General features: G+C 61.5%; 22 protein-coding genes. 7 read left to right on the forward strand and 15 right to left on the reverse strand.

Annotated elements, in window-relative coordinates:
- Positions 1 to 65 precede the first annotated feature (65 nt).
- From ACSQ2W_RS08365 to ACSQ2W_RS08390, 6 genes are all read right to left on the reverse strand, one after another.
- On the reverse strand, positions 66 to 1,073 hold the full coding sequence (locus ACSQ2W_RS08365) for a ScyD/ScyE family protein (RefSeq protein WP_436085842.1): 1,008 nt from the start codon (positions 1,071 to 1,073) through the stop codon (positions 66 to 68).
- A complete protein-coding gene (locus ACSQ2W_RS08370; protein WP_436087713.1) occupies positions 1,052 to 1,786 on the reverse strand; it encodes a formylglycine-generating enzyme family protein in 735 nt (244 codons plus the stop codon). Before ACSQ2W_RS08370 ends, ACSQ2W_RS08365 begins: the two co-directional genes overlap by 22 nt.
- 22 nt (positions 1,787 to 1,808) lie before the next feature.
- Positions 1,809 to 2,870: an ABC transporter ATP-binding protein gene (locus tag ACSQ2W_RS08375; RefSeq protein WP_436085843.1), complete on the reverse strand. Its 1,062-nt coding sequence runs from the start codon at positions 2,868 to 2,870 to the stop codon at positions 1,809 to 1,811.
- 5 nt (positions 2,871 to 2,875) lie between these two features.
- Entirely contained in the window at positions 2,876 to 3,745 is an 870-nt protein-coding gene (locus tag ACSQ2W_RS08380) for a carbohydrate ABC transporter permease (RefSeq protein WP_436085844.1), read from the reverse strand.
- Positions 3,746 to 3,747: 2 nt separating this feature from the next.
- Complete coding sequence (locus tag ACSQ2W_RS08385) at positions 3,748 to 4,671, reverse strand: carbohydrate ABC transporter permease (protein WP_436085845.1); 924 nt, start codon at positions 4,669 to 4,671, stop codon at positions 3,748 to 3,750.
- A 349-nt stretch (positions 4,672 to 5,020) separates the two neighbouring features.
- The gene (locus tag ACSQ2W_RS08390; protein ID WP_436085846.1) at positions 5,021 to 6,280 is read right to left on the reverse strand and encodes an ABC transporter substrate-binding protein; all 1,260 of its coding nucleotides are present in this window, start codon (positions 6,278 to 6,280) and stop codon (positions 5,021 to 5,023) included.
- Between the two features lie 833 nt (positions 6,281 to 7,113).
- Between ACSQ2W_RS08390 and ACSQ2W_RS08395 the strand changes: the two genes are divergently transcribed.
- Positions 7,114 to 7,236, forward strand: coding sequence for a hypothetical protein (locus ACSQ2W_RS08395; RefSeq protein ID WP_436085847.1), 123 nt, complete (start codon positions 7,114 to 7,116; stop codon positions 7,234 to 7,236).
- On the opposite strand, the gene ACSQ2W_RS08400 is transcribed toward ACSQ2W_RS08395, so the two are convergent.
- Both ACSQ2W_RS08400 and ACSQ2W_RS08405 read right to left on the reverse strand, forming a co-directional pair.
- Positions 7,233 to 8,624 (reverse strand): sensor histidine kinase, encoded by a 1,392-nt coding sequence (locus tag ACSQ2W_RS08400; protein ID WP_436085848.1) that lies wholly within the window; start codon positions 8,622 to 8,624, stop codon positions 7,233 to 7,235. The two genes, ACSQ2W_RS08395 and ACSQ2W_RS08400, sit on opposite strands and share 4 nt — an antisense overlap.
- Positions 8,624 to 9,298, reverse strand: a complete 675-nt coding sequence (locus tag ACSQ2W_RS08405) for a response regulator (RefSeq protein WP_436085849.1) — start codon at positions 9,296 to 9,298, stop codon at positions 8,624 to 8,626. Before ACSQ2W_RS08405 ends, ACSQ2W_RS08400 begins: the two co-directional genes overlap by 1 nt.
- Positions 9,299 to 9,376: 78 nt before the next feature.
- On the opposite strand from ACSQ2W_RS08405, the gene ACSQ2W_RS08410 reads away from it, so the two are divergent.
- The 5 genes from ACSQ2W_RS08410 (at position 9,377) to ACSQ2W_RS08430 (ending at position 14,008) form a co-directional block, all read left to right on the forward strand.
- Entirely contained in the window at positions 9,377 to 10,444 is a 1,068-nt protein-coding gene (locus ACSQ2W_RS08410) for an ABC transporter substrate-binding protein (RefSeq protein ID WP_436085850.1), read from the forward strand.
- Between the two features lie 261 nt (positions 10,445 to 10,705).
- Positions 10,706 to 11,650 (forward strand): Bug family tripartite tricarboxylate transporter substrate binding protein, encoded by a 945-nt coding sequence (locus tag ACSQ2W_RS08415; RefSeq protein WP_436085851.1) that lies wholly within the window; start codon positions 10,706 to 10,708, stop codon positions 11,648 to 11,650.
- Positions 11,647 to 12,138, forward strand: a complete 492-nt coding sequence (locus ACSQ2W_RS08420; RefSeq protein WP_436085852.1) for a tripartite tricarboxylate transporter TctB family protein — start codon at positions 11,647 to 11,649, stop codon at positions 12,136 to 12,138. The genes ACSQ2W_RS08415 and ACSQ2W_RS08420 overlap by 4 nt, the downstream gene beginning before the upstream one ends.
- Positions 12,139 to 12,147: 9 nt before the next feature.
- Positions 12,148 to 13,665, forward strand: a complete 1,518-nt coding sequence (locus ACSQ2W_RS08425) for a tripartite tricarboxylate transporter permease (protein WP_436085853.1) — start codon at positions 12,148 to 12,150, stop codon at positions 13,663 to 13,665.
- A 175-nt stretch (positions 13,666 to 13,840) separates the two neighbouring features.
- Entirely contained in the window at positions 13,841 to 14,008 is a 168-nt protein-coding gene (locus tag ACSQ2W_RS08430) for a hypothetical protein (RefSeq protein WP_436085854.1), read from the forward strand.
- A gap of 105 nt (positions 14,009 to 14,113) precedes the next feature.
- Here ACSQ2W_RS08430 and ACSQ2W_RS08435 read toward each other — a convergent pair whose 3' ends face one another.
- From ACSQ2W_RS08435 to ACSQ2W_RS08445, 3 genes are all read right to left on the reverse strand, one after another.
- Positions 14,114 to 15,181, reverse strand: coding sequence for a DUF475 domain-containing protein (locus tag ACSQ2W_RS08435; RefSeq protein WP_436085855.1), 1,068 nt, complete (start codon positions 15,179 to 15,181; stop codon positions 14,114 to 14,116).
- Positions 15,182 to 15,410: 229 nt separating this feature from the next.
- Complete coding sequence (locus tag ACSQ2W_RS08440) at positions 15,411 to 15,734, reverse strand: hypothetical protein (protein WP_436085856.1); 324 nt, start codon at positions 15,732 to 15,734, stop codon at positions 15,411 to 15,413.
- The gene (locus ACSQ2W_RS08445; RefSeq protein ID WP_436085857.1) at positions 15,734 to 18,043 is read right to left on the reverse strand and encodes an FdhF/YdeP family oxidoreductase; all 2,310 of its coding nucleotides are present in this window, start codon (positions 18,041 to 18,043) and stop codon (positions 15,734 to 15,736) included. Before ACSQ2W_RS08445 ends, ACSQ2W_RS08440 begins: the two co-directional genes overlap by 1 nt.
- A gap of 268 nt (positions 18,044 to 18,311) precedes the next feature.
- Here ACSQ2W_RS08445 and ACSQ2W_RS08450 point away from each other — a divergent pair, with 268 nt between their 5' ends.
- Positions 18,312 to 19,265 carry a DMT family transporter gene (locus ACSQ2W_RS08450; protein WP_436085858.1) on the forward strand — a complete coding sequence of 318 codons (954 nt, stop codon included), beginning with the start codon at positions 18,312 to 18,314 and terminating at the stop codon, positions 19,263 to 19,265.
- Here ACSQ2W_RS08450 and ACSQ2W_RS08455 read toward each other — a convergent pair.
- Genes ACSQ2W_RS08455 through ACSQ2W_RS08470 form a run of 4 tightly spaced genes read right to left on the reverse strand, consistent with a single transcriptional unit; the run spans position 19,255 to position 24,563 of the window.
- The gene (locus ACSQ2W_RS08455) at positions 19,255 to 20,856 is read right to left on the reverse strand and encodes an ABC transporter ATP-binding protein (protein WP_436085859.1); all 1,602 of its coding nucleotides are present in this window, start codon (positions 20,854 to 20,856) and stop codon (positions 19,255 to 19,257) included. The genes ACSQ2W_RS08450 and ACSQ2W_RS08455 overlap by 11 nt on opposite strands.
- Before the next feature lies 1 nt (position 20,857).
- Entirely contained in the window at positions 20,858 to 21,988 is a 1,131-nt protein-coding gene (locus tag ACSQ2W_RS08460; protein ID WP_436085860.1) for an ABC transporter permease, read from the reverse strand.
- Positions 21,981 to 22,904, reverse strand: a complete 924-nt coding sequence (gene oppB, locus ACSQ2W_RS08465) for an oligopeptide ABC transporter permease OppB (protein WP_436085861.1) — start codon at positions 22,902 to 22,904, stop codon at positions 21,981 to 21,983. Before oppB ends, ACSQ2W_RS08460 begins: the two co-directional genes overlap by 8 nt.
- Positions 22,905 to 22,964: 60 nt before the next feature.
- Positions 22,965 to 24,563 carry a peptide ABC transporter substrate-binding protein gene (locus tag ACSQ2W_RS08470; RefSeq protein ID WP_436085862.1) on the reverse strand — a complete coding sequence of 533 codons (1,599 nt, stop codon included), beginning with the start codon at positions 24,561 to 24,563 and terminating at the stop codon, positions 22,965 to 22,967.
- Between the last annotated feature and the right edge of the window lie 471 nt (positions 24,564 to 25,034).

Raw genomic sequence — 25,034 nt, forward strand, 5'->3', positions numbered from 1 at the left:
TGGCATGTCTTGTCGGAAAATGCACCCCGGCCCAGGACACGCGGACAATGCAGTCGCACCGGTCGTCAGTGAGCCGTTTCACGTGTTAGAAAATGGAGGTTGCCGCCCAGTTCAGAAACAACGAGCCGCCGCTCGTCCCAGACGAGGACGGATACCGGTCGCGTCAGGCCGTCGAGGATAACTGTTCGACGGGCCGTCATTTTGTCGAGCCGGAGCAACCGCCCGCTGCCCTTGTGGAAACCTTCCTTCTGATCGTAGGTACCGTGTTCGAGGACAAGCATGTCTCCATCGCTGTCGACGGCGATACTCACCGGCGCATTCAGGCTCTCGACGTCAACCCTTGGCATTGACGCGCCACCGGCCACAGGGATCGAAACGATCTTTCCCACGCCGGCAAGGAACGGGAAGCCGCCGAACAGAGCTATGTGAAGACGCTCGTCGCGAAGCCCGATGCCAGTTGGCACCGCGTCGACTTCGTAGCTCTTTTCTTCAGCGAATTCCGTTGGCGAAAGGTTTTGCAGCGCCGTCGTCGCCTCCCCCATGCGGCGGAACGTCATGATCGTGTCTTTCCGCCCGTCCGCCTGCACGCGCTCGACACTGTTTCGCGCGGAGTCGATGACGTAGTAAATTCCGCCGGCCACGATGAAATCGAACGGATTCCAGAAATCGCGGCTGATGACACGAAGCTTGCCGGTACCGTCGAATGCGACGAGCGCATGGTCAAGCGGACCCTCGTCGGAATTGACTGGCGTCCACCCTTGGGCGACGACAAGGACGTCGCCAGCGCGGACGACACGGTAGGGACCGGTCGGGTCGCCGATCACGTCGAGGCCATGGGGAAAGGCCGGACCAAATGCGGCAAGCTTGCCGTCCGGACCGCGCCGGTAAAGCCGGCCGCTGGCGAGATCCGTGACGAGCAGATCCTCGCCGTCTCGCGACAGGCCGGAATAAGCAGCCCCCGGCGTGCTGATCGTCTCGAGCCTGTAGCCGGGAGCAACGGTCGGCTCGGCACCGGCGTTAGCCGTCAAGAACAGAAGGCCAGCGGCGATTATCAATGCGCTGAGCGGACGCATCGGAAGCCTCCATTGGCTGAGAAACGGAATTCGGGATCATAGGCGAGGCGATAGGTCGTCGTCAGGTGCTTGCGATCGCTGTTCCAGGAGCCACCGCGAAGCACGCGGTGTGGTCCGGCGTTCCTCGCCGCGTTCCCGCCTTCATACGGCGCATAGAGATCGCCGGTCCACTCCCACACATTGCCGGCAAGATTGAGGGCACCCTCGCTGCTCGCGCCGGCCTCGAACGACTCCGCCGGCGCGGTCATCGGATAGCCGTCGCGCGCATCGCCAGAACAGCAGGCATCGGCGCCGGAATTTGCGCGCGTTTCGTCCAGTGGAGCATCACCCCATGGAAACGTGGCGCCCTTCGTTCCTCGCGCCGCCCGCTCATATTGCTGCTCCGACGGCAGGACCAAGCCGTAGTAGCGGCAAAAGGCATCGGCGTCTCCCCAACTCACCCCGACGACCGGACGGTCATCCAACCCGAGGAGCGGGTGATTGGCGTAGAAGGCAAGACGGTGACCGGTAGCCTTGACGAAGCGCCCATATTGCCGGTTCGTGATCTCGGTGCGGTTGATCGCAAATGGCCGCCCTTCAAGCTTGCGGCGCGGCCGTTCATTTGCAGGACCATCGTCGCGGCCGAAGACGAATGACCCGGCAGGAATTTCGATCAATGGATTGCCGGCGATGGGGCGGGTATCGGCGGCCGCGGCTTGCAATGCCACAGTCATCACCATTGCCGCCGCGCAGATGTCAGAGGTCAACACGATCCTGTGTCTCTCCATTGTACAGAAACACGCGATCCCTCGTGACCTTGATGCCGATCTCGTGGTCGATCTGACCCGCAAAATTCTTGTCGGCGCGCAGGGTTATCAGTTGACCGCCCAGCCGCAGACTGACGAGCGTATTCTCGCCGGTAAGCTCCACCGAGTAGATCGGCGCAACCAGATTGACGTCTTCATCCTCGGCCAAGACCGCATGGACGTCCTCCGGACGGATGCCAAGGACGGCGCGGGGAATGTTTGCCCGGCCGAAACCTCCGACCCTGAAGCCGGCGCTGGCGAATACACCCTCCCTCACCTCGCCCGGAATGAGGTTCATCGGCGGCGAACCGATGAAGCCGGCCACGAAGAGCGTGCGTGGATCATTGTAGATTTCGCGTGGCGTCCCAAGCTGCTCGATCACGCCCTTGTTCATCACGGCAACGCGGTGGGCGAGCGTCATCGCCTCTATCTGATCATGCGTGACATAGACCGTGGTGACCTGCAGCTCATGCTGAAGATGCTTCAGTTCGGCGCGCATCTGGGTGCGAAGCTTGGCGTCGAGATTGGACAGAGGCTCATCCATGAGAAAGACGCGCGGCGTGCGAACGATCGCGCGGGCGAGTGCGACGCGCTGGCGCTGGCCGCCGGAGAGTTCCTTGGGTAAACGGGACAACATCGTGTCGAGTTCGACACGCCGCGCGACCTCGGCTATTCGCCGCTTGCGTTCGGCAGGCTGCACTTTGCGAATCTTCAGCGGGTAGCCGATATTATCCTCGACGGTGAGGTGCGGATACAGGGCATAGCTCTGGAAGACCATCGCGACGTCGCGATACTTGGGCAGGACACCGTTGATGCGGTCCGCGTCGATAAAGATATCGCCCGAGGTGGCTTCCTCGAGACCTGCGACCATGCGCATGGTCGTCGTCTTGCCGCAACCGGAAGGTCCGAGCAGAACGAGGAACTCCTTGTCTTTGATCTCGAGGTTGAAATTGTTCACGGCGACGAATTCGCCGAACTTCTTGCAGACATTCTTGAACGTGACGGACGCCATAGGCCTCAACCTTTGACGGCGCCCAGGGACAATCCCCGGACGAGATGCTTCTGGACGATGAAGGCGAAAATGACGATTGGCAAGCAGGCCATGAACCCCGCCGCACTGATTTCGCCCCAATAGGTGTTGTACTGCGTCACCCGCCCGGCAATGCCGATCGGCAGCGTCTGCGATTGCTCCGTCAGCGTGATGATCAGGGACAGCAGGAATTCGTTCCACGAGATGATCAGGCAGAAGATGGCGGTTGCGGCGAGCCCCGGCCGGGCAAGCGGCAGGGCCACGTGAAGGAATGCGCCCCAGCGCGTGTCGCCGTCCACCATCGCCGCCTCCTCCAGCTCGACCGGAAGGTCCTGGAAATAACTCTTCATCATCCAGGTCGCAAACGGCAGGTTGAAAGCGGTGTAGGCGATGATGAGCGCCGACTTCGTGTTGAGCATGTCGAAGTAGTTGAAGAACAGGTAGAGCGGAATGATGCTGACGATCGGCGGCATCATGCGCGTCGAGAGGATCCAGAACGAAATCTGCTTGCGCCATTGCCAGGGATAGCTGAACCGCGCCAGCGCATAGCCGGCCATGGTGCCGAAACCAACGGAAATGATGGTCGTTCCGACGGCGACGAGAAAGCTGTTCAGCGCGTAGCGCAGGAACGGGCGCTGGATAAAGGCTTCGTTATAATGCTTCAGCGTTGGGTGCCGGGGCAGCCATTCCGGCGGCACGGCGAAAATGTCGATATCGAACTTGAACGAATTCGCCGCGATCCAATAGATGGGGAAAAGCGTGACGACCAGCGCGACCAGGATCGTCACATAAGCTGACAAACGAACGACCATCTCCCTGGTATGGCTGCGTGCATGCATTTTTGTGACAATTCTCATGGTCAATCCGCCAGCCGCATGCGCTTCATGAACCAGGTGCTCAGGATGATCGTTACGAACAGAACGAACAGCGATATCGCTGCCGCGTAGCCGGGGTCGGCGAAGCGGTATGCGACCTGGTAGATGTAAAGGCTCAGGACCTTGGTCCGGTCGGCCGGACCTCCGCCCGTCAGGATGAAGACCAGATCGAAAAGACGCAGCGCATCCATGGCACGCAAGAGAAGCGCAATGGCGATGACCGGCTTGAGGAAGGGCAGCGTCAGGTCCCAGAACTGCCGCCAGGATGAGGCGCCGTCAAGTGCGGCGGCCTCATACGGTTCGACCGGCAGGCTGGCCAGCCCAGCCAGCATCAGCAGGAAAATGAACGGCGTCCATTGCCAGACATCGGCGATAATGATCGAGAACATCGCCAGATCCACGTCGCCTGCCCATGCCTGCAGCGGGAGGCCGAGACGGTACATGATTTCGTTGAGGACGCCGAATTGCGGCTCGTAGATGAGCTTCCAGGTGATCGCCACTGCGATCGGCGGCAGCATCATCGGGATCATCAGCATCGTCTTCAGGAAGGTCAGCCGGCGGATATACTTGTCGAGCAGCAGCGCCAGGCCGAGACCGAGAAGGAATTCGACTGTCACCGCCGAGACGGTGAAGATGGCGGTGTTCAACAACGCGACATGGAATTGCTGGTCGGAAAGAAGCCGCACGAAATTGCCGGGACCGACGAACTCCCATGGCACATTGGGATTCGGGCTGATCCTGTGAACCGCGGCATAGAACATGTAGATACTGGGAAAAATCGTCAGCCCCAGCAGGGTGAGGACCGTCGGCGCGAGCATGAGGACGCGCAAATGCCGCTCTGCCCACCGCTCCAGGCCGCCGCCCGGTGGGAGCTGCTCAGTCGACATGCCGCTTCCGAACTTCAACATTGGCTCCTTCCCAAAGCCCCGGCGCGCCTGAATTGTCGGGTTTCAAGCTCGCCGGGCGCGATTGCCGGCGCTGTAACGCCGCGGGTCCGAAACCCGCTCCGCATGGCCACTGCTTACTGCATAATTCCTTAGATCCTATTCGATCTAAGGATAGAATTATGCAGCGATTCAAAATGCTACAGCGACCTTTGTGCGTCTGATAAGACGCGCGGCGCTGTAGAGTGGGCACGTCCCCACTCTAGTTTTTGATTGAGAGCCGCGCGCGTCCCGGTGAACGCGCAAAGGACGCTCTCTTTGATACCGAAGCATCTCCTCCGCTTTCAAATGTTCCCGTTGAAAGCCGGATGCTCTAGTAAATGTTTGTAATCCGCGAGACCGCATCCTGGGCGTTTTTCAGGGCTTTTTCCGGCGTGACGGTGCCCGCCACCGCCTTGGAAAGCTCGATGCCGAAGGCATTCTCTATCTCCGGCCACTTCGGGTGACGTGGACGGGGTGTCGAGGCCTGGATCGCCTCCATCAGCACCGGATAATGCCGGAACTTCTCTTGGCTAGTCAGTTCCGGATCGGTGAAGACCGAGGTTCGGACCGGCGGATTGCCGCGCTCGGCAGAAATCTTGATCTGCTCGGGCGAGGTTGCCCAGACCATGAAATCGAAGGCTTCCTGCTTGTTCTTCGAAGCCGACATGATGCCCATGGTCCAGTGACCGATTTCCGAACTGCCCGGTTTGGTTCCAGCCGGAATGGGGCTGTAGGAGATCTTACCGACCATCTTCGATTGGCTCGGATCCTCGAACGTCGCTACCCAGTTCGGCCAGTTGATCGATGAGGCAGCGGTGCCGGCAGCGAGCGCCGTGCCGACCTCGTTGGCATTGTAACTCTCGACCCCCTTGGGTGAGATATCGCGTAGCGCCATGAACGTCTTCATGGCGGCGGCTCCTTCGGGTGTATCGATCGTCACCTTGGTCCGGTCGGCATTGAACATATCTGCACCATAGGACCAGAAGATCGGCATGAAATCGGCGACCACCGGGTTTCCTTGACCGCCGCGGAAGACGTAGCCGAAATAGCGGCCGCCGCCGCTGTCGGTTAGCGCCTTGCCCGCCTTCAGCACGTCATCCCAGGACTTCGGGGCGTCGACGCCAACTTCCTTGAACTTGGCGGCGTCATAGAAGAACATCTGTGCGTTTCCCACATAGGGCAGGCAGACATAGGGCCCTGCATTGTAGGGGTTGCGGCAGATCGCCAGTGATTTCGAAAGGAAATCGCTGTCTGGCCCTTCCATCCCGGCGCTCTTGAAGAACGGCGTCAGGTCCTCCAGATGACCGTTCTCGGCGAAAAACGGAATCCACGGGTCATCCATCAGAATGATGTCGAAGACGCCGGATTTGGTGGAGCCTGCATTGGCACCCTGTTCGAAAACATTGGCATAAGGCGCCTGGACCGCCTCAACCTTCGTGCCCTTCAGCTTCGCGTAATCGGCGGCTGCGGCCCTCAGTCCGTCGCCCTCGCTGCCCGAGGGCACGAGGATCGTGATGTCGGCCCATGCGGCTCCGTTGACCGTGAGTACGGACGTCGCAATAGCCAAGGTGAAAAACAGTCTGCGCAGCATTGTAAACCTCCCGTTCCGAGCTGTTATCCAATGACCTTTTCGTAGGGGCCCACTCTTTCCGGCATGACGGAAAATGCTAACGCTCTACCCATGCGAACCACTCTGCGACAAGGCGAAACATCGTCCGGCATGTCGTCATCGGGCCGGCCCTGCTCCCAGTACCGATTTTATCACATCAGGCGCTTTATTTAGAGAGGTTGTATTAGCATTTGTTGAAATTTCCTCCTGGGTAGCAACCAAGTTCGATCGCTGGAGCGGAGTATTAGAATGTGCTGGCAACTGGTCAGCGGATGAAGGCAGGTGGCGGCCGCCGAGGAGGCGCCTCCCTCGGAAGGGTCGATTTGAAGGTCAAACAAATCTGCGGCGCCGATAACGATCTGCCGCGGCCCGATCGTCCACCATCCGGATTGATGATCTCATTATAGCCGATATTCGACCCACGCTGCGCCTTGTGGATGGCCCGGATCACGCGGCCCCCGGAAGGCGTAGCAGCGGCGTCTGCTTGCGACCCGCCATGATGGTAATGGGCTCGGCCATTGCCAATATATTATACATTGCTAATATTGAGGTGTCCGATCCAAGTAGGCCACCCTCTTCGGTCGGCGGGAGGTTTTGTCTTTCCCCGAGGCTAAGCCTCTTCAGGTCGCCGCCACCATATGTGGATAAGAAGCGACTAGAGACCCGGGCGGCGATTCTCGCACGCTGCCCGGGTCTCGTCTTTTCGCGGAGCGAAAGCCATGGCGTCCGCGCATGGCAGAATTGCTCTTCTCTCTCTGGCGAAATACAGGAAGAGCTGCTATCAGGCGCTCGCAACAATCCTATGGAGCTTAATCATGTTTTCGCAGCGCAAGCTGTCGAACCCGTCTGATCGCGGTTTTGTCCAGATGATCTGGAACGCGATCCTTCTCGTTCAGACCCGTGAAACGTCCTCGCTGATGACGGGTCGCGAACGCTAGGCGGAAGTCGCTGCCGGGAATGTCACCGAGGCTTTCAGCCCTTTGCCATCCGGCCCTTCGCCCAGCGTGAGATGTCCGCCGAACAGACCGGCGATTTCTTCGACGATCGGAAGTCCCAGTCCCATTCCCGGTGCTTCGCCGCGTCCGCCGCGCGCGAAACGCTGGCGCACGACCTGCCGCTTTTCCGGCGGAATGCCGGGGCCGTTGTCTTCGACGTCGAGCCGGACATTGTTGTCTTCATTTTCCACGCGAACGGTCACTTCCGCGCCTTTGCCGGCATAGGCAATGGCGTTTTCGATGAGGTTGCGCAGAAGCTCGCCGATCAGGAGAGGTTCGGCGCGGATCAGCGCCTTGCCTTCACCCTCGAAGCCGAGATCGACGCCCGCGTCGCCGGCGCCGGGCACGCGATCGCCGGTGACCTCCTGTGCCAAAGACAGCAGGTCGATGATCTCGACAGGCCGCGGCTCCGTCGAGCCGGCGGCATCGATCTTCGCCATCAGAAGCAGTTGTGCGAGGATGCGTTCGGCATGTGCCACGGCCTCATCGCCCTTGCGCGCCGCAGCCTGCGCCTCCTCCAGCGTCGCAGCGCGGGTTGAAAGGGCAAGCTGGGTGCGGATGATCGCAAGCGGGGTGCGCAACTGATGGCTGGCATTGCCGGAGAAATGCCGGAGTGCATCCAGCGCCGACTGCAGCCGCACCATGAAGGAATTGACCGTCTCGACCAGTCCCTCGACCTCGCTCGGCACCGATTGTTCGATCGGGTGCAGATCATCGGGGCTACGCTCGGCAATCGCGTCACCGAGGCGATAGAGCGGCCGCAGCGAAAAGGTCACCGCGACCCAGACGATCCCTGCTGCGCCGAGGATCATCATCAGCAGACGCAGCGCCGAACGCAGGAGAATGGCCTGCGTCAACTGCCGCCGCGCGATGGTGGTTTCGGCGACGGTGACGACGAAGGGGACGGAGTTGATGCCGGTGGAGGCCGAGCGCTCCAGCGCCGCGACCCGGATCGGCTCGCCGCGGAACTGCGCATCGGCATAGACCGCGGGCTGGCCCTTCATGTCGGCGATCGAGGGCAGGTTCTGATAACCGGTGATGAACCGGCCGGGCGGCCCGTCGACCCGGTAGAAGACGCGGTCCTGCGCCGCAGAGGTCAGCATTTCCAGCGCGACATAGGGGATGTCCACCTCCAGCGATCCGTCTTCCGCAACAACCACCCGCTCGGCAATCGCCAGCGCCGAGCCGGCAAGCACACGGTCGGAGACGACATTCGCCGTCTTCACCGCCTCGCGATAAGTGTCGATCAACGCCAGGCATCCGATGACCACGGTCGAGATCAGCAGCCAGGCAAGCAGCCTGCGGCGCAGCGAATAGGCGGCCCGCGGCATCAGCCGTCCGCCATCTTGTCGAGATAGTAGCCGATGCCGCGCGCAGTGCGGACCGTCAGCCCGTGCGGCGCGAGCCGCTTGCGCAGCCGGCTGACATATTGCTCGATCGCATTGGCGCTCAGATCGTCGTCGAAGGCGGTCAGCGACTGGATGATCGCTTCCTTGGCGACGACCTTTCCGGCCCGCATGAACAGGATTTCAAGCAAGCCAAGCTCACGGGCCGGAATATCGACGGTGATGCCGTTGGCGGAAAAGGTGCGGGAGTTGAGGTCGAAGGAGATTTTGCCGTAGCTGACGAGGGAGGAGCGGAGCCCGGCCTTTCGGCGCAAGAGCACGCGGACGCGGGCCTCGAACTCGCTGACGTCGAAGGGTTTGATCATGTAGTCGTCGGCGCCGAGATCGAGGCCGCGAATTTTCTCCTCCTGCGTCCCCCGCGCCGTCAGGATCAGCACCGCCGCCTTGTTCTGCCGCGCCCGCATCGAGCGCAGCACGTCGAGGCCGTCCATTTCCGGCAGGGTCAGGTCGAGGATGACGAGATCGAAATTTTCGGTCGCGGCCACGGCATCGGCCGAGGCGCCGTCGCTGACGACATCGACCGCATAGCCGCTGCCGCGCAGGATGGCGACCAGCCCTTCCGCAAGCGCCGTATTGTCTTCGACTAGTAGTATCCGCAAATCCGCAGTCTCCCTGAGGGCACTCTAGCGGTCGCCATTCGGCTTGTGAACGGGCCGGTGCTGCGGCAATATCATTTTATGCGCTTCCTTCTGTGGCTCAGTTTTCTCTGCGGATTTTCCCTGCCTGCCGCCGCCGGGCCGGTCGTGTTTCCGGCGCTCTCGGGCAATGCAGACGCGCCGACCGTTGTCGTCTATTCCTCGCTCGACGAACCTCTGGCAAGGCCGATGATCGTCGGTTTTCAGAAGGCCAATCCGGATGTGGCGGTGCGCTACGAGGATATGCTGACCGGCGAGATCTACGACCGGATCGTCAAGGAGACCGATGCGGGCGAAAAGACCGCGGACTTTGCCTTTTCGTCGGCGATGGACCTGCAGGTCAAGCTCAGCAATGACGGCTACGCCCAGCGCAGCGACCTGCCGATGAGCGCCCGCTGGCCGGACTGGGCCAATTGGCGCAACACGGCCTATGCGCTGACCTTCGAGCCGGCCGTCTTCGTCTATCACAAGCCAAGCTTCACAAAGGAAAAGCCGCCCTCGACGCGGGCCGAGTTCGTCGACTATCTCAAGCGTCAGGGAAGCGCGGTCTATGGAAAGATCGGCACCTACGATATCGAGCGATCCGGCGTCGGTTTCCTGTTCATGGCGCGCGACCAGGAGCAGTTCGGCGATATCTGGTCGGTGATCCAGACGATGGGTGCTGCCGGCGTAAAACTCTATTCCACCAGTTCGGCCATTCTCGAGCGCGTCTCCGACGGCCGTTTCGTGCTTGGCTACAATATTCTCGGCTCCTATGCGGCCGACTGGGCCTCGCGTCACCCGGATGTCGGCATCGTCCTGCCGCGGGATTATACCGTCGTCATGTCGCGCATCGGGCTGGTGCCGCAAGCGGCGGCCTCGCCGGATCTCGGCCGGCGCTATCTCGAATTCTTCATGTCGAAGGAGGGCCAGACAATCATGGCGCGCGAATTGCAGATCCCCGCCGTCAGCCCGGATGTCGCCGGCGCCAACACGGCCAATACGATGCGGGAGATGCTGGGCGGGCAGTTGCGGCCGGTTCCGGTCAGTCCCGGGCTGATGGTCTATCTCGATCAGGTCAAGCGGGCGCGGCTGATCGCCCGCTGGAACGAAGTTTTGCGCCTCCAGTAGACGAAGCGGAAAAATTAGCGGAGATTAATTCGGCAAGGTCCTGCTCGATGTCAGGTAGATGACAGCTTCCTGTGGTGCCTTGTGGTTCTTCATCATCCGTGGAGGCGGATGATCGAGGCGAATGGGAGGAAATTCACCAGACCCGGCGTCGTTTAGCCCAAGAAGCGAACGCGCGCCCGATCCAGAGTGAGCCAAACCCCCCGTCCGCAAAGATGAACACCGCGCGCCAGATCAAAGAGCGCGCCTGACGGAGGACTAATCTTGAAACAGTTTTTTCTGGCATCCATTCTCGCCGGCGCTCTCGCGCTTCCCGCTTTTGCGGCTGACTACACCATCATCGCACCGGCGAACCCCGGCGGCGGCTGGGACCAGACCGCCCGCTCGATCCAGAGCGTGATGCAGCAGGAAGGCATTTCCGGCAACGTCCAGGTGCAGAACGTCCCGGGCGCCGGCGGTACCATCGGTCTTGCACAGTTCGCCAGCCAGTCGAACGGCAACCCGAATGCCCTGATCGTCGGCGGTTATGTCATGGTCGGCGCCATCCTCACCAACAAGTCGCCGGTGACGCTGAATGACGTTACGCCGATTGCCCGCCTGACCGGCGAGTACGAAGCGATCGTCGTTCCGGCGGATTCGCCGCTGAAGACCATGGGCGATCTCGTCGAGGCGCTGAAGAAGGATCCGGGCGCGGTATCCTGGGGCGGCGGCTCTGCCGGCGGCACGGACCATATCGCAGTCGGCCTCATCGCCAAGGCTGCGGGCGTCGATCCGACCAAGATCAACTACATCGCGTTCTCCGGCGGCGGTGAAGCGCTGGCCGCCATTCTCGGCAGCCAGGTGACGGCCGGCATTTCCGGCTACGGCGAATTTGAATCGCAGGTGAAATCGGGCACGCTTCGTCTTCTCGCCGTTTCGAGCGCCGAGCGTATCCCCGGTATCGACGCGCCGACCATCAAGGAGAGCGGTCTCGACGTGGTGGTGCAGAACTGGCGCATGATTGCCGCAGCTCCCGGCCTGACCGACGAGCAGAAGGCCGCCGTTTCGACCGACATCGAGAAGCTGGTCAAGTCCGCCAGCTGGCAGGAAACCCTGAAGACCAAGGGCTGGCAGGATACCTATCTCGCCGGTGATGCCTTCAAGGAGCAACTCGCCAAGGACATTTCGGCAACCGAAGCCGTCCTCAAGGACATTGGTCTGGTAAAATGAGCAAGGGCCACACCCCTTCGACGGAGACACGCCGCCCTGACAGGGCGGCGCTTGTCATCGCCGTCTTCCTCGCGGCCCTCGCCGGCCTGATCTTCTGGGATGCGTCGCGGCTTGCGAGCATGGGCGGATACTCCGGCATCGGTCCGGCCACCATCCCGTTCGTGATCGCCGGCGGATTGCTGATCTTGGCGGTCTGGACCGTTTTTGAAGCGCTCCGGGGTGATTTTCCGGCACGCGACCGGCAGGAGTTCGGCCCCGTCGTCTGGATCGTCGGTGGACTTGCTGCACAGATGCTGCTTCTGAAAATACTTGGTTTTTCGATCGCGACCGGACTGCTCTTTGCAGCAACGGCAGCAGCTTTCGGCAAACGCAAGCTGTGGATGACAGTCCCGATCGGCATCCTGCTCTGTCTCGGCATCTGGCTGATCTTTGCCGGGTTGCTGCAACTCTCGCTGCCTGCCGGTCCGCTCGAACATCTGTTTTGGTAAGGCCCTGACATGAACACATTCGATTTCCTGTTGCAGGGCCTGCTCGTCGCCGCCCAGCCGATGAACCTTCTCTATGCGCTGATCGGCGTCACGCTCGGCACCGCCGTCGGGGTTCTGCCCGGCATCGGCCCGGCACTCACCGTGGCACTGCTCCTGCCCGTGACCTACAAGCTCGATCCGGGCGGCTCGCTGATCATGTTTGCCGGCATCTATTACGGCGGCATGTATGGCGGCTCGACCACTTCGATCCTTCTGAACACACCGGGCGAAAGTGCATCGATCGTCACCGCGCTCGAGGGCAACAAGATGGCCCGGGCCGGACGTGGTGGACCGGCATTGGCGACAGCCGCTATCGGTTCCTTCGTCGCCGGCCTCCTTGCGACGGGCGCGCTTGCCTTCATCGCGCCTTTCGTCGTCAAGCTGGCGCTGGTTTTCGGTCCGCGCGAATACTTTGCGCTGATGGTGCTTGCCTTTGTCACGGTGTCTTCGGCCTTCGGCGATTCGACGCTGCGCGGGCTGACCTCGCTGTTCATCGGTTTTGCGCTCGCTATCATCGGCATCGACCAGCTGACCGGCCAGACGCGCATGAGCTTCGGTGTTCCCGATCTGCTCGACGGGATCGAGGTGACGACGCTGGCGGTCGCGATGTTCGCCATCGGCGAATCTCTCTATATCGCAGCACAGGGTGATCTCGGCCCGGACAAGGTCGAAGCGGTCAGGGGATCAGTCTGGATGAACGGCCAGGATTGGGCGCGCTCCTGGAAGGCGTGGCTGCGCGGAACAGCTATTGGTTTCCCGATCGGCGCGATGCCGGCGGGCGGCGCTGAAATCGGCACGTTCCTCTCCTACGCCACCGAAAAGCGGCTGACCAAGCATCCGGAAGAATTCGGCAACGGCGCCATCGAGGGTGTCGCCGGTCCGGAAGCGGCCAACAACGCCTCGGCCGCCGGGACGCTGGTGCCGCTGCTGACGCTCGGCCTGCCGACCACGGCGACCGCGGCGATCATGCTCGCCGGCTTCCAGCAATACGGGCTGCAGCCCGGCCCGCTCTTGTTTGCGACCAATCCGCAGCTCGTCTGGGGCCTGATCGCCAGCCTGCTGATCGCCAACTTTATGCTCCTGGTGCTGAACCTGCCGCTGGTTGGCCTCTGGGTGAAGCTTCTGACAATCCCGAAGCCGTGGCTCTACGCGGGCATTCTCACATTCGCGACGCTCGGTACGATCGGCGCCAATCCCTCGGTGTTCGAACTCGGCATGCTGCTCGCCTTCGGCCTGCTCGGTTATGTCATGCGCATCTTCGGTTATCCGATCGCGCCTGTCGTCGTCGGCCTGATCCTTGGGCCGCTGGCGGAGCAGCAGCTCCGGCGGGCGCTGTCGATCAGCCAGGGCGATGTCACGGTGCTGTTCACCTCGCCGATCGCCGCCGTGCTGCTGGTGATCGCGGCGGCGGCCCTGATCATACCTTTGATCCTGCGGGCGCGAGGCCGTGGCGAGGTACTCGCCCAGCTCGCCGCAAGCGAAGATTGACGGCGCTCCTCCCAAGACCGTCATAGGGAAAGGCCCGGTTAGCTGATGTTAACCGGGCCTTTCCTATTTGCATGGCTGGGATGAATTCCTGTGCATTGTAAAGCGGGGCCTAAAAGATCATCTTCCACTCATCGAATGAAACACGATCAACCAAATCGGAAAGTGAGTAAAAGAGATGTCCGCCCTTCGTAAACCCGCCCGAGGCTTCTTCGGTAATGCCATCGCCATCTTTGGCGCGGCCACGGCCGCAGCCGCGGCTGTTGAGGGCCACCGCCGTCCGCTGGACCGCGACCTCTACACTCTCGGTATCGATCCGAAGAACTTCAACTCCGTGAAGCGCTAATACCAAAGCGAGACTATTGCGCGCTGCAGGTTCAGCCGCGGTAATCAGAATGAAAAAGCCCGCCAATCCCTGGGACTGGCGGGCTTTTCGTTGGTGCGCCAGCCGTTACGCGTTGACGTGTTCAGCTTGCTCTCGCCTGTTGTGGCGGATCGAGGACCAGAGCGAGATGCCGATCAGGCCCGCGCCGCCGAGGCCGGTAATGACCTCCGGAATGTGCACTAGCGTCTGGCAATACATGATCACCGACAGGATCAGGATCGCGTAGAAGGCGCCGTGTTCCAGGTAGCGATATTCGGCCAGCGTCCCCTTTTCCACCAGCATGATCGTCATCGAACGCACATACATGGCGCCGATGCCGAGACCGATGGCGATGACGAAGAGATTCTGCGTCAGAGCGAAAGCGCCGATCACGCCGTCGAAGGAGAAACTGGCGTCCAGCACTTCGAGGTAGATGAAAGCGCCGAGACCGCCTTTTGCTGCGGCACTCATTGTCTGCTGCGACGCGTCGAGCAACCCGCCGACCACTTCGACCGCCAGGAAGGTCAGGAGGCCGTAGATCGAGCAATAGACAAAGGTCGTGGCTTCTTCACCGTCGAGGAAGTGGGAGAACACCAGGATCAACATCAGAACGAAGGCGATTTCGACGCCCTTGATCGTCGCGAAACGCGACATGCCGCGCTCCACTGTCTTGATCCAGTGAACGTCCTTTTCGTGATCGAAGAAGAATTTCAGGCCGACCATCATCAAGAAGGTTCCGCCGAACGCGGCAATCGGCAGATGCGCCTCGTTCATGATGCGGGCGTATTCCTCGGGGCGCGAGGCGGCCAGCACCAGGGCGTCGATTGGCCCGATATTGGCTGCGATCACCACGATCAGCAGCGGGAAGACGATGCGCATGCCGAAGACGGCAATCACGATGCCCCAGGTGAGGAACCGGCTTTGCCAGACCGGTGTCATTTCCTTCAGTTTGTTGGCGTTGACGATGGCGTTGTCGAAGGAAAGCGAGATTTCCAGCACGGCAAGCACCGTACAGACGAAGAAGACGGTGGCCGTGCCGCCCAGAGTGCCGGTCGTGATCCAGCCGAGCCAGGCGCCGAGCGCAAGACCGGCGGCCGTGACGATGAAGGCCCAGTTGAAATAACCGAGCGCCGAGGTTTGCGAGGCGGGCTTCATGGCCGCACCTCCGATCCGTCAAAGCTCGGAGCATAGATCGAGAAATCCCGCATGCCACGATTGGCATGCGAAGAACGCATGAGATGGATTGTCATGTGCTTATAGTCCGCCGGCTTATTTGCGGGTGATACCGACATCACGAGAGCGCCGTAGATTCTCGCCAGAGGGGCCCGGTATCAGGTTTGACTCCGCAGGCGTGTTAGAATGCCCTGCACTGCGGAGATGGCTCTTACTTAGCAACGATACCGCCAAGGTCAAGGACGCCGGCCATGAGAACGTTGCCTTTTACGGTAAGTTTGAGGTGCGTTCTCTGCGTGCGGGCGTCGCGACGGACGATTTCGATCGGTGCTTGCGGCCCGCAAAGCAGATTGATCTCCCGCAGGACCAGCGCGTGGGCGATGCCGAACAGCCCGGCAAAGGTGCGGCTGTCTTCGGTGACCCTTTGAGAAATGGCAGCGATGATCCCTGCGCCCAGCGGCGAAAGCGTCGCGTCCTGCCTGCGGATCGCCTCGACGACGGCAAGGAAATCCTCGTCGGTTGGGTTATCCGGCATCACGCCGCATCTGCCTCTGAGGTTTTCGTATGGAACGATACCAGCACGGACTTCGACGTCGGCGTATCGCTCTGGTCTCCGGCGCTCGACAAGGGCACGAGCACGTTGAGTTCCGGATAATAACCGGCGACGCAGCCGCGCGGGATATCATAGGGCACGAAGCGGAAATCGCGCGCGATGCGGGAAACGCCGTCCTTGTGGCGGCCGATCACGTCGGTGCGGTCGCCGGCCCGGGCGCCGAGATCGGCAAGGTCGGCGGGATTGATGAAGACGACGTTGCGCTCGCCGTAGACGCCGCGATAGCGGTCGTCCATGCCGTAGATCGTCGTATTGTACTGATCGTGCGAGCGGAAAGTCTGCAGCACGAAAACGCCCTCCGCGCCGCGGGCCATCTGATGCTCGATCGCGTCCGGAAGCGGGCCGGTCCAGAAGGTTGCCCGGCCTTCCGATGTTTCCCATTCGCGGTTGGCGGCGGCATTGCGCAAATGGAAGCCGCGCGGCTTGCGGACACGCTCGTTGTAGTTTTCGAAACCCGGAATGACATTGGCGATGTGATCGCGGATCAGGTCGTAGTCATCGGCAAGCGCTGCCCAATCGATCTTTGCCGAGCCGACAGTCGCAGCCGCGATACCGGCGATGATTGCCACTTCGGAGCGCAGTTCGGGTGATGCCGGCCTGTTGATGCCGCCGGAGCCATGCACCATGCTCATCGAATCCTCGACAGTGACGATTTGACTGATGCCCTTCGAATTGCGGTCGATCTCGGTACGGCCGAGGCAGGGCAGGATGAAGCTCACCTCGCCCGGCATCAGGTGCGAGTGGTTGAGCTTGGTGGCGATGTTGACCGTCAGCTTCTGCGAGGCCAGCGCCTTTTCGATGAGCGGGCTGTCCGGCGTTGCACGCGCGAAATTGCCGCCGAGGCCGATGAAGGCTCGCGCCGAGCCGGCCAGCATGGCGCCGATGGCTGCGAGCACATTGTGGCCCTCATGCCGGGGCGGCTTGAAATCGAATTCCTGCTCCAATGCGTCGAGAAAGGCGGCCGGCGGCTTCTCGTTGATGCCGACGGTACGGTCGCCCTGGACGTTGGAATGGCCGCGCACGGGGCAAAGTCCGGCGCCCGGCTTGCCGATATTGCCGCGCAGCAGCATGAAACTGGCCATCTCGCGGATGGTAATGACGGAATGGCGGTGTTGCGTCACACCCATCGCCCAAGTGCAGATCACCCGCTCGGCGGTAAGATAGATTGTCGCCGCCCGCTCGATTTCGGCCTGCGTCAAGCCGGACTGATCCTCGATCTCTTCCCATGTGGTCGCATCAACGGCGGCACGATAGGCATCGAAATCTGCGGTGTGCCGGCTGATGAAATCAAGATCCAGAACAGAGGGCTCGGCCGCCGCAAGTGCTGCGTCCTCCGCCGCGAAAACCGCCTTGGCCATGCCGCGCACCGCTGCCATGTCGCCGCCGAGGCGCGGCTGGAAGTAGTCGCTTGCGATCGCGGTCGAACCGCCTCGCAGCATTTCCAGCTTGTCCTGCGGGTCGGCGAAACGCTCGAGCCCGCGTTCGCGCAGCGGATTGAAGACGACGATCTTTGCCCCGCGCTCGGCCGCGCGACGAAGATCGCCGAGCATGCGCGGATGGTTGGTACCGGGATTCTGGCCGATGACGAAGATGGCGTCGGCCTTTTCGAAATCTTCGAGCAGCACCGTGCCCTTGCTGGCACCGACCGCCTGCTTCATCGCGATGCCGCTCGCCTCATGGCACATGTTGGAGCAATCGGGAAAATTGTTGGTGCCGTAGAGCCGGACGAAGAGCTGATAGAGGAAGGCGGCCTCGTTGGAGGCCCGGCCGGAGGTGTAGAACTCGGCCCGGTCCGGCGTGTCGAAGCTATTGAGGATCGCACCGATCTCGGCAAAGGCGGCGTCCCAGCCGATCCGGACATAGGTATCCGTGGCGCGGTCGTAGCGCATCGGATGGGTGAGGCGGCCCTCTTGCTCCAGCGCGTAGTCGCTCCAGGATTTCAGGTCGGAGACGGTGTGCGCGGCAAAGAAGTCCGGCGGCGTGCGCTTGTCGGTCGCTTCCCAGGCAACCGCCTTGACGCCGTTCTCGCAGAACTCGAACGAGGAGCCATGCTCCGGATCGCCCCAGGCGCAGCCGGGGCAGTCGAAGCCATCCGGCTGATTGGCCTTCAAGAGGGTGCGTGCGCCCGAAAGCGGGGAGCCGCTTTCCAGAAGCCGCTTGCCGCAGCTTTTCAGCGCGCCCCAGCCGCCAGCTGCACTGGAGCGTTTGCCGATAAAGTCCGTCTTGCTCATGACGCAGCGATCCTGGGGCGTGGCCGATAGGAGAAACAGGGTCAAAAAATCGATTTTCAAAGGCTTTTGGTCGAATTTCGGTTTTCTTTCAATGGCCTACTTCGCATACCGCGATAGAATATTTCTATCATGCTGCAGTGCAAAATAAAAGAAGTAGCTTCGTTGCAGGCGACATGCATTCCGTTTCTTCATCGACCCATCCGCTTTCAGGGATGGATTGAAGAGCGGGAATATGCGAGTGGCGGACACCTTTCCCGGAATCGATGCCATGACTGCCGTAACAGCCCCCGTTACCCTTACTTCGAACGCCGTCCGTACCGGCGTCCTCTTCATGCTGCTTGGCATGCTGATGTTCTCGCTTAACGACACGATGGGGAAATGGCTGGTTTCGACCTATTCCGTCAGCCAGTTGATGACGATCCGCAGCCTCGCGGCATTGGTGGTGCTCATTCCCTTCTTCGTCATGCGCGGGTGGCGCAGCCTGCTGATTGTCGATCGCCCGTGGCTGCAGGGGCTGCGATCGCTTCTGTTTGCGGTCGATGCGTCGGCCTTCTATTTTGCCGTCGCCTATATGCCGCTTGCCGACGCGATGACCTATTGGCTGGCGGCGCCGATCTATGTCGCTGCTGCCTCGCCGTTTCTGCTCGGTGAGCATGTGGGCTGGCGGCGGTGGACGGCAATCCTGATCGGCTTCGCCGGTGTCGTCATCGCGCTTGAACCCTCGAGCGAGAGCTTTTCGTTGCCGGCGCTGATCGCGCTCGCAGGCAGCACAGCCTATGCCGTCGCGCTGCTTCTCGGGCGAACCCTGCGGGCAACACCGGACACGACGCTGATCTTCTGGCAGTTAAGCGGCGCGCTGATCTTTTCTCTGGCCGGTGTCGGCGTCAATCCGGCGGGCTGGGCGCCGATGGATATGCAGGGCTTGGCGTGCCTCAGCCTTCTTGGCATTGTCGCCATGCTCGCCCACATCCTCGTCACCCGCTCGCTGAAACTGGCGGATGCGGCAACCGTCGTGCCGCTGCAATATACGCTGCTTTTCTGGGCGGTGGTATTCGGCTGGATCTTCTTCGGCGATACGCCGCGGCCACCCGTGATCCTCGGCTCCGCCCTGATAGTTGCGTCCGGTCTGTTCATCTTCTTCCGCGAACAGCAGCTGAAACGACGGCAATCGCGGCAGCCGAGTCCGCCGATCAAAGCCGGGAGCAGGGAGGTCACGCCGTAAAAGCCGCGTGCATCAGGGTCTGTGTGTAGCTCTCTCGCGGCGCTTCGAAGATCGCGTCGGTATCGCCTTCCTCGACGATCCTGCCGTTCTTCATCACCACGACATAATCCGACATCGCCTTGATCACCGACAGGTCGTGGCTGATGAAGATGTAGGAGAGGCGATTCGCCGCCTGCAGCGCGCGCAGGAGCTCGATGACCTGGCCTTGCACGGAGCGGTCGAGCGCCGAGGTCGGTTCGTCGAGAATGACGACTTTCGGCTTGAGGATGATGGCGCGGGCGATGGCGATGCGCTGTCGCTGGCCGCCGGAGAATTCGTGGGGATAGCGGTTGCGGGCGGCCGGATCGAGACCGACCTCCCTCAGTGCCTCGATCGCCCGCTTGTCACGCTCGGCGCGGCTGAGCTGGGGCTCGTGGACGTAAAGCCCCTCGGTGACGATTTCGCCGACGGTCTGGCGCGGCGAGAGTGACCCGTAAGGGTCCTGAAACACCAGTTGCAGTTGCCGGCGCAGCGGACGCATGGCGCCGCGGCTGAAATCGGAGATGTTCATCGAGCCGAACTGGTAACGCCCGCTGCTTGGGATCAGCCGCAGCAGCGCGCGACCGAGCGTCGACTTGCCGGAGCCGGACTCACCGACGATGCCGATGGTCTGGCCCTCTCTCAGCCGGATGCTGACGCCATCGACGGCACGAAACACGCCGGCGGAGCCGCCGAACAGGCCGCCACCGGTGGCATAGTCGACGGCAATATTCGCACCTTCGAGAACGATCGGCGCGTTTTTTGCGGGTGGCGCCTTGCGGCCGCGCGGTTCGGCCGCAAGCAACATCCTGGTGTAGTCCGCTTGTGGCCGCTCGAAGATGTCGTCTGTAGTTCCGGTCTCGACCACCTCGCCGTGGCGCATGACGGCGACGCGACTGGCGAAATGGCGGACGATGCCGAGATCGTGGGTGATGAGCACGACGGCCATGCCGAACTTGGCCTGCAGCGAATTGAGCAGGTCGAGAATCTGCGCCTGGATGGTGACGTCGAGCGCCGTCGTCGGTTCGTCGGCGATCAGCACATCCGGATCGTTGGCAAGTGCCATGGCGATCATGACGCGCTGGCGCTGGCCGCCGGAAAGCTCGTGCGGATAGCTGTCGATCCGGCGCGCCGGATCGGGAATGCCGACTAGCTCCAGGAGTTCGAGAACACGGGTGCGCGCCTGTTTGAAGCTGCCGCCGCGGTGATGGACGATCGGTTCGGCGATCTGCCGGCCGATCGTATAGAGCGGATCGAGCGAGGTCATCGGCTCCTGAAAGATCATGGTGATCTTTTCACCGCGCACATTATTCAGCGCCTTCAGTGGAAGGCCGATGAGTTCCCGGCCGCGATATTTCGCCGAGCCGGAGGCCGCGCCGTTTCCCGCAAGCAGACCCATGATGCCCATCATCGTCTGGCTCTTGCCGGAGCCGGATTCGCCCACCACGGCTAGCGTTTCGCCGGCCCTGACGTCGAGATCGATGCCCTTGACCGCCTCTACCGTTCCATCCGGGGTCGAGAACGAGACCTTGAGGTTGCGGACAGCGAGAATTGTTTCCCGTGAATCAGTCATGTCAGCGGTCCTTCGGGTCGAGCGCATCGCGCAGGCCGTCGCCGGCGAAGTTCAGCGAGAAAAGGGTGAGGACGAAGAAGATCGCCGGGAAGATCAAAAGCCACGGCGCCGACTGGATGTTGTTGGCGCCTTCGGCGATCAGCGCCCCCCAGCTCGTCAGCGGCGCCTGTACGCCGAGACCGAGGAAGGAGAGGAAGCTTTCCAGCAGAATGACCTTCGGCACGACGACGGTGACGAAGACGACGACCGGCCCGATGGTGTTCGGAATAATGTGGCGGCGGATGATCTGCCAGTCGGTGAGACCGAGCGCCTGCGCCGCGCCGATAAATTCGCGCCGCTTCAAGGCCAGCGTCTGGCCGCGCACGATGCGGGCCATGTCCAGCCATTCCACCGCGCCGATGACGAGAAAGATCAGGATGAACGAGCGCCCGAAGAAGACGACGAGCACGACGACGAGGAAGACGAAGGGCAGCGAATAGAGGATTTCGACGAAGCGCATCATGACGTTGTCGATGCGGCCGCCGACATAGCCCGAAGTCGCGCCATAGAGCACGCCGATCGAGAGCGAGACGAGGCTCGCGAGCAGTCCGACGGCGATCGAAATCTGGCCGCCGAGCATGACGCGGGCCATCAGGTCACGGCCGTTGGAGTCGGTGCCGAACAGGAAATACTCGCGCGCGACGCTGCCGGTGACCTTCAGCGTCTTCCCATCATTCTCCGTCGCCACCACTTCGGTGCCGTCGAATTCGTTCGCCCGGTCGAAATAGCGCGTGGCGCGCGGATCGATCGGTGTGTCGGAGGTCACTGTGGCCGTGAAGGTCTGGCCGTCAACGGCAAACTCCTTCAGATCGACGCGTGCCCGTCCGGCAACGCCTTCCATCACGTCCTGAAGGCTCGACGCGTCCGGCCGTGGTTCGAAACTCGGCGGGATCGAGACATAGGACGGAAACACCTGGTCGTAACTGTGGCTGATGAAATAGGGGCCGAGGAAGGAAAAGAGCGCAATCAGCGCCAGCATGACGCAGCCGGCCATGGCGGCGCGGTTGCGGCGGAAGCGCATTGCCGCGAGCTGGAACAGGCTTCGGCTTGCGGTTTCGGGCGGCAGCGCCGGGGTGGTGAGGATATCAGTCATGGCGAACCCTCGGATCGAGAAGGCCGTAGAGAATGTCGACCACAAGATTGAAGACGATGACGAAGATGGCGATCAGCACCACGGTTCCCATCACCAGCGTGTAATCGCGATTGAGTGCGCCGAGCACGAAATAGCGGCCTACGCCGGGAATGGTGAAGATCGTCTCGACGACAGCCGAGCCGGTCAAAAGCGCTGCGGCGGCGGGCGCAAGATAGGAAACGACCGGCAGCATCGCCGCGCGCATCGCATGGGTGACGACGACGACACGGGTCGGCAGGCCATAGGCGCGGGCGGTACGGATATGGTCGGTGTGCAGCGCTTCGATCATCGAGCCGCGCGTCAGCCGGGCAAAGACCGCCAACTGCGGCAGGGCGAGCGCAATCATCGGCAGGATGAGGAAGCGCAGCGACCCATCACCCCAGCTGCCGGCCGGCAGCCAGGCGAGCGTGATGGCGAAGATCAGTGTCAGCACCGGGCCAACGACGAAGTTCGGCACGGTGACTCCGACGGTCGAGACCGACATGATCAGGAAATCGAGGAAGCTGTTTTGCCGAAGGGCCGCGATGGTGCCGGCAAGTACGCCGCCGACCAGAGCCAGAAGCAGCGCAAAGAAACCGAGTTCCATCGAATAGGGCAGGCCCTTGCCGATCAGTTCGGCGACGGTGTTGTCCTTGTAGATGTAGCTCGGGCCGAAATCGCCGGTGACGGCATTGCCGATATAGGTGAGGTACTGGTTCCAGAGCGGCTGATCGAGATGGTAGGTCGCCATCAGGTTCGCCATGGTCTGCGGCGGCAGCGGACGTTCGAGATTGAAGGGGCCGCCGGGGGCGAACCGCATCAGGAAGAAGGAAATCGTGACGACGATAAACAGGGTCGGCACGGCGCTCGCGAGGCGGCGCAGGACAAAGGAGATCATGGTTTTGCTCTCTGATCGTGACGCGCGGCAACCGCGTGGCTGCCGCGTGTCGAAAATCCGTTATTCGGATACGCTCAGGAAGCGGCTGAGATGCGCGTTGACGGCGTTATCCTGCCAACCCTTCACTTTGTCGGACACCAGCCAAAGGTCTGCCTGGGTCAGGAACGGCGCGATCGGCTGTTCCTTCATCAGAAGCGCCTCGGCTTCATGCAGGATCTTCGAGCGGACCGTCGGATCGACCTCCTCGTAGGACTTCTTCATCAGGGCGTCGAACTCGGCATTCTCGAAGTGGCCGTAGTTGAAGGTCTTGTTCGAGGAGAGGCTGAGGGCCAGGAAGTTTTCGGCGTCGGCATAGTCGGCTACCCAACCGGCGCGGGCGACGTTGAACTTGCCGCCTTCCTGCAGGTAGGCATAGTGCGAGGAGACGTCGAGATTGACCATCGATACCTTGGCGCCAAACGTGTTCTTCCACATGTCGGCGACGGCGGTCGCAACACGTTCATGGTTCGGGTTGGTGTTGTAGCGGATTTCGATGTTGAGCGGCTTGCCGCCTTCGCCATAGCCGGCTTCCTTCATCAGCTTGACCGCTTCATCTTCGCGGTCGAGCTGTGACATCTCGGAGAAGTCGGCCTTTGCCGGATCGCCGTAGCTCGCCATGCCCGGAGGCACCATGGAGTAGGACGGCAGCTGCGAGCCAGAGTAGATCTCCTTGGCGAGGAAGTCGCGATCGACGGACATCGAGAGCGCCCGGCGCACGCGCACGTCGCTATAGGGCTCCTGGCGGGTGTCGAAGGCGTAGTAGTAGGTCGCGAGCGTCGGCGAGACATGGACCTGCTCGCCATAGGACTTGCGCAGGCGGTCCAATTGGTCGGCCGAGAAGTTGTAGGCAAGATCCATTTCCTTGGCCTCGAAGCGGCGGACGGAGGCGGCCTGGTCGTCGATCGGGTAGAAGATCACCTTGTCGATCTTGACGTTTGCAGCATCCCAATATTCCGGGTTCTTTTCGACCGTCAGGCTGTCGTTCGGCGTGTGGGCGACGAGCTTGTAGGCGCCGTTCGAGACCATGATGCCGGGCTTGACGAAATCGGCGCCATTCTTTTCGACACTTGCCTTGGAGACCGGCATGGCGGTCTGGTGGGCGAGCAATTCGAGGAAGAAGGGTGTCGGGCGTTCCAGGGTTATTTCAACCGTCTTGTCGTCGACGGCCTTGACACCGAGCTGATCGACCGGCACTTCGCCCTTGTTGACCTTTTCGGCGTTCTTGATCGGAAAAAGGATGTTGGCATAGCCGGCTGCGGTCTTCGGATCCTCGATGCGCTGGATGGAGAAGACGAAGTCGCCGGCGGTGACCGGAGAGCCGTCCGACCACTTGGCGTCGGCGCGCAGCTTGAAGGTGTAGACGATACCGTCGTCGGAGAGATCCCAGGTTTCGGCAGCACCCGGAATGACCTTGCCGGCCGCATCGTAGATCGTCAGGCCTTCGTAGAGGTCTTTCAGGATGAACTCTTCGATATTGATCGAGGTATGGGCCTGATCGAGTGTCTGCGGCTCGCCGGCATTGCCGCGATGCAGGACGGTTTCGGCGAGCAGAGGGCTGGCGCCGACGAGAAACGATCCAAGCAGGACCGCTGTGCGGAGGTTGATTTTTGCCAATGTCATTTTGTTTTCCTTCCCCTCTTGTTAGGTTGTGAAACAGCGAGAGAATGCCAATTTTTTCCCAAAGGCAAGGCCGATTGGCGTGGTTCAAACGCCGCGACGTCGCTGACGACATGTATCTATAGCGCGGCGGTTGCATTTCAATCGCGGCATTTTTTGAGGGATCTGCGCCAGCTGGAATTGATCGGTTCGTCCCTGCAGTCGACCGCGGCGAAAGAATGGCAATTATTTCCGGCAGTTTACGTAATATGCATTCGTGATTTGCCTGGCTGCGGAAGCAAACGTGCCAGTCAAGGACGTCTTCGGTTCCCTTCCCTTTGGCGCTGCATGCTGGGGAAAATCGGTGCTGGGCAACGAAATTGCAATCTATGATTGATTTTACCAGTCGGCAAAAATATGCGGGGACGGTTAGTCCACGGTGGCTGACCTGCAACGTTTCCGCAGCAGGAAGGACGTCATTTTCCGTTTCGGCGG

The sequence above is a fragment of the Pararhizobium sp. LjRoot255 genome (assembly GCF_964252905.1).
Classification (GTDB): Bacteria; Pseudomonadota; Alphaproteobacteria; order Rhizobiales; family Rhizobiaceae; genus Pararhizobium.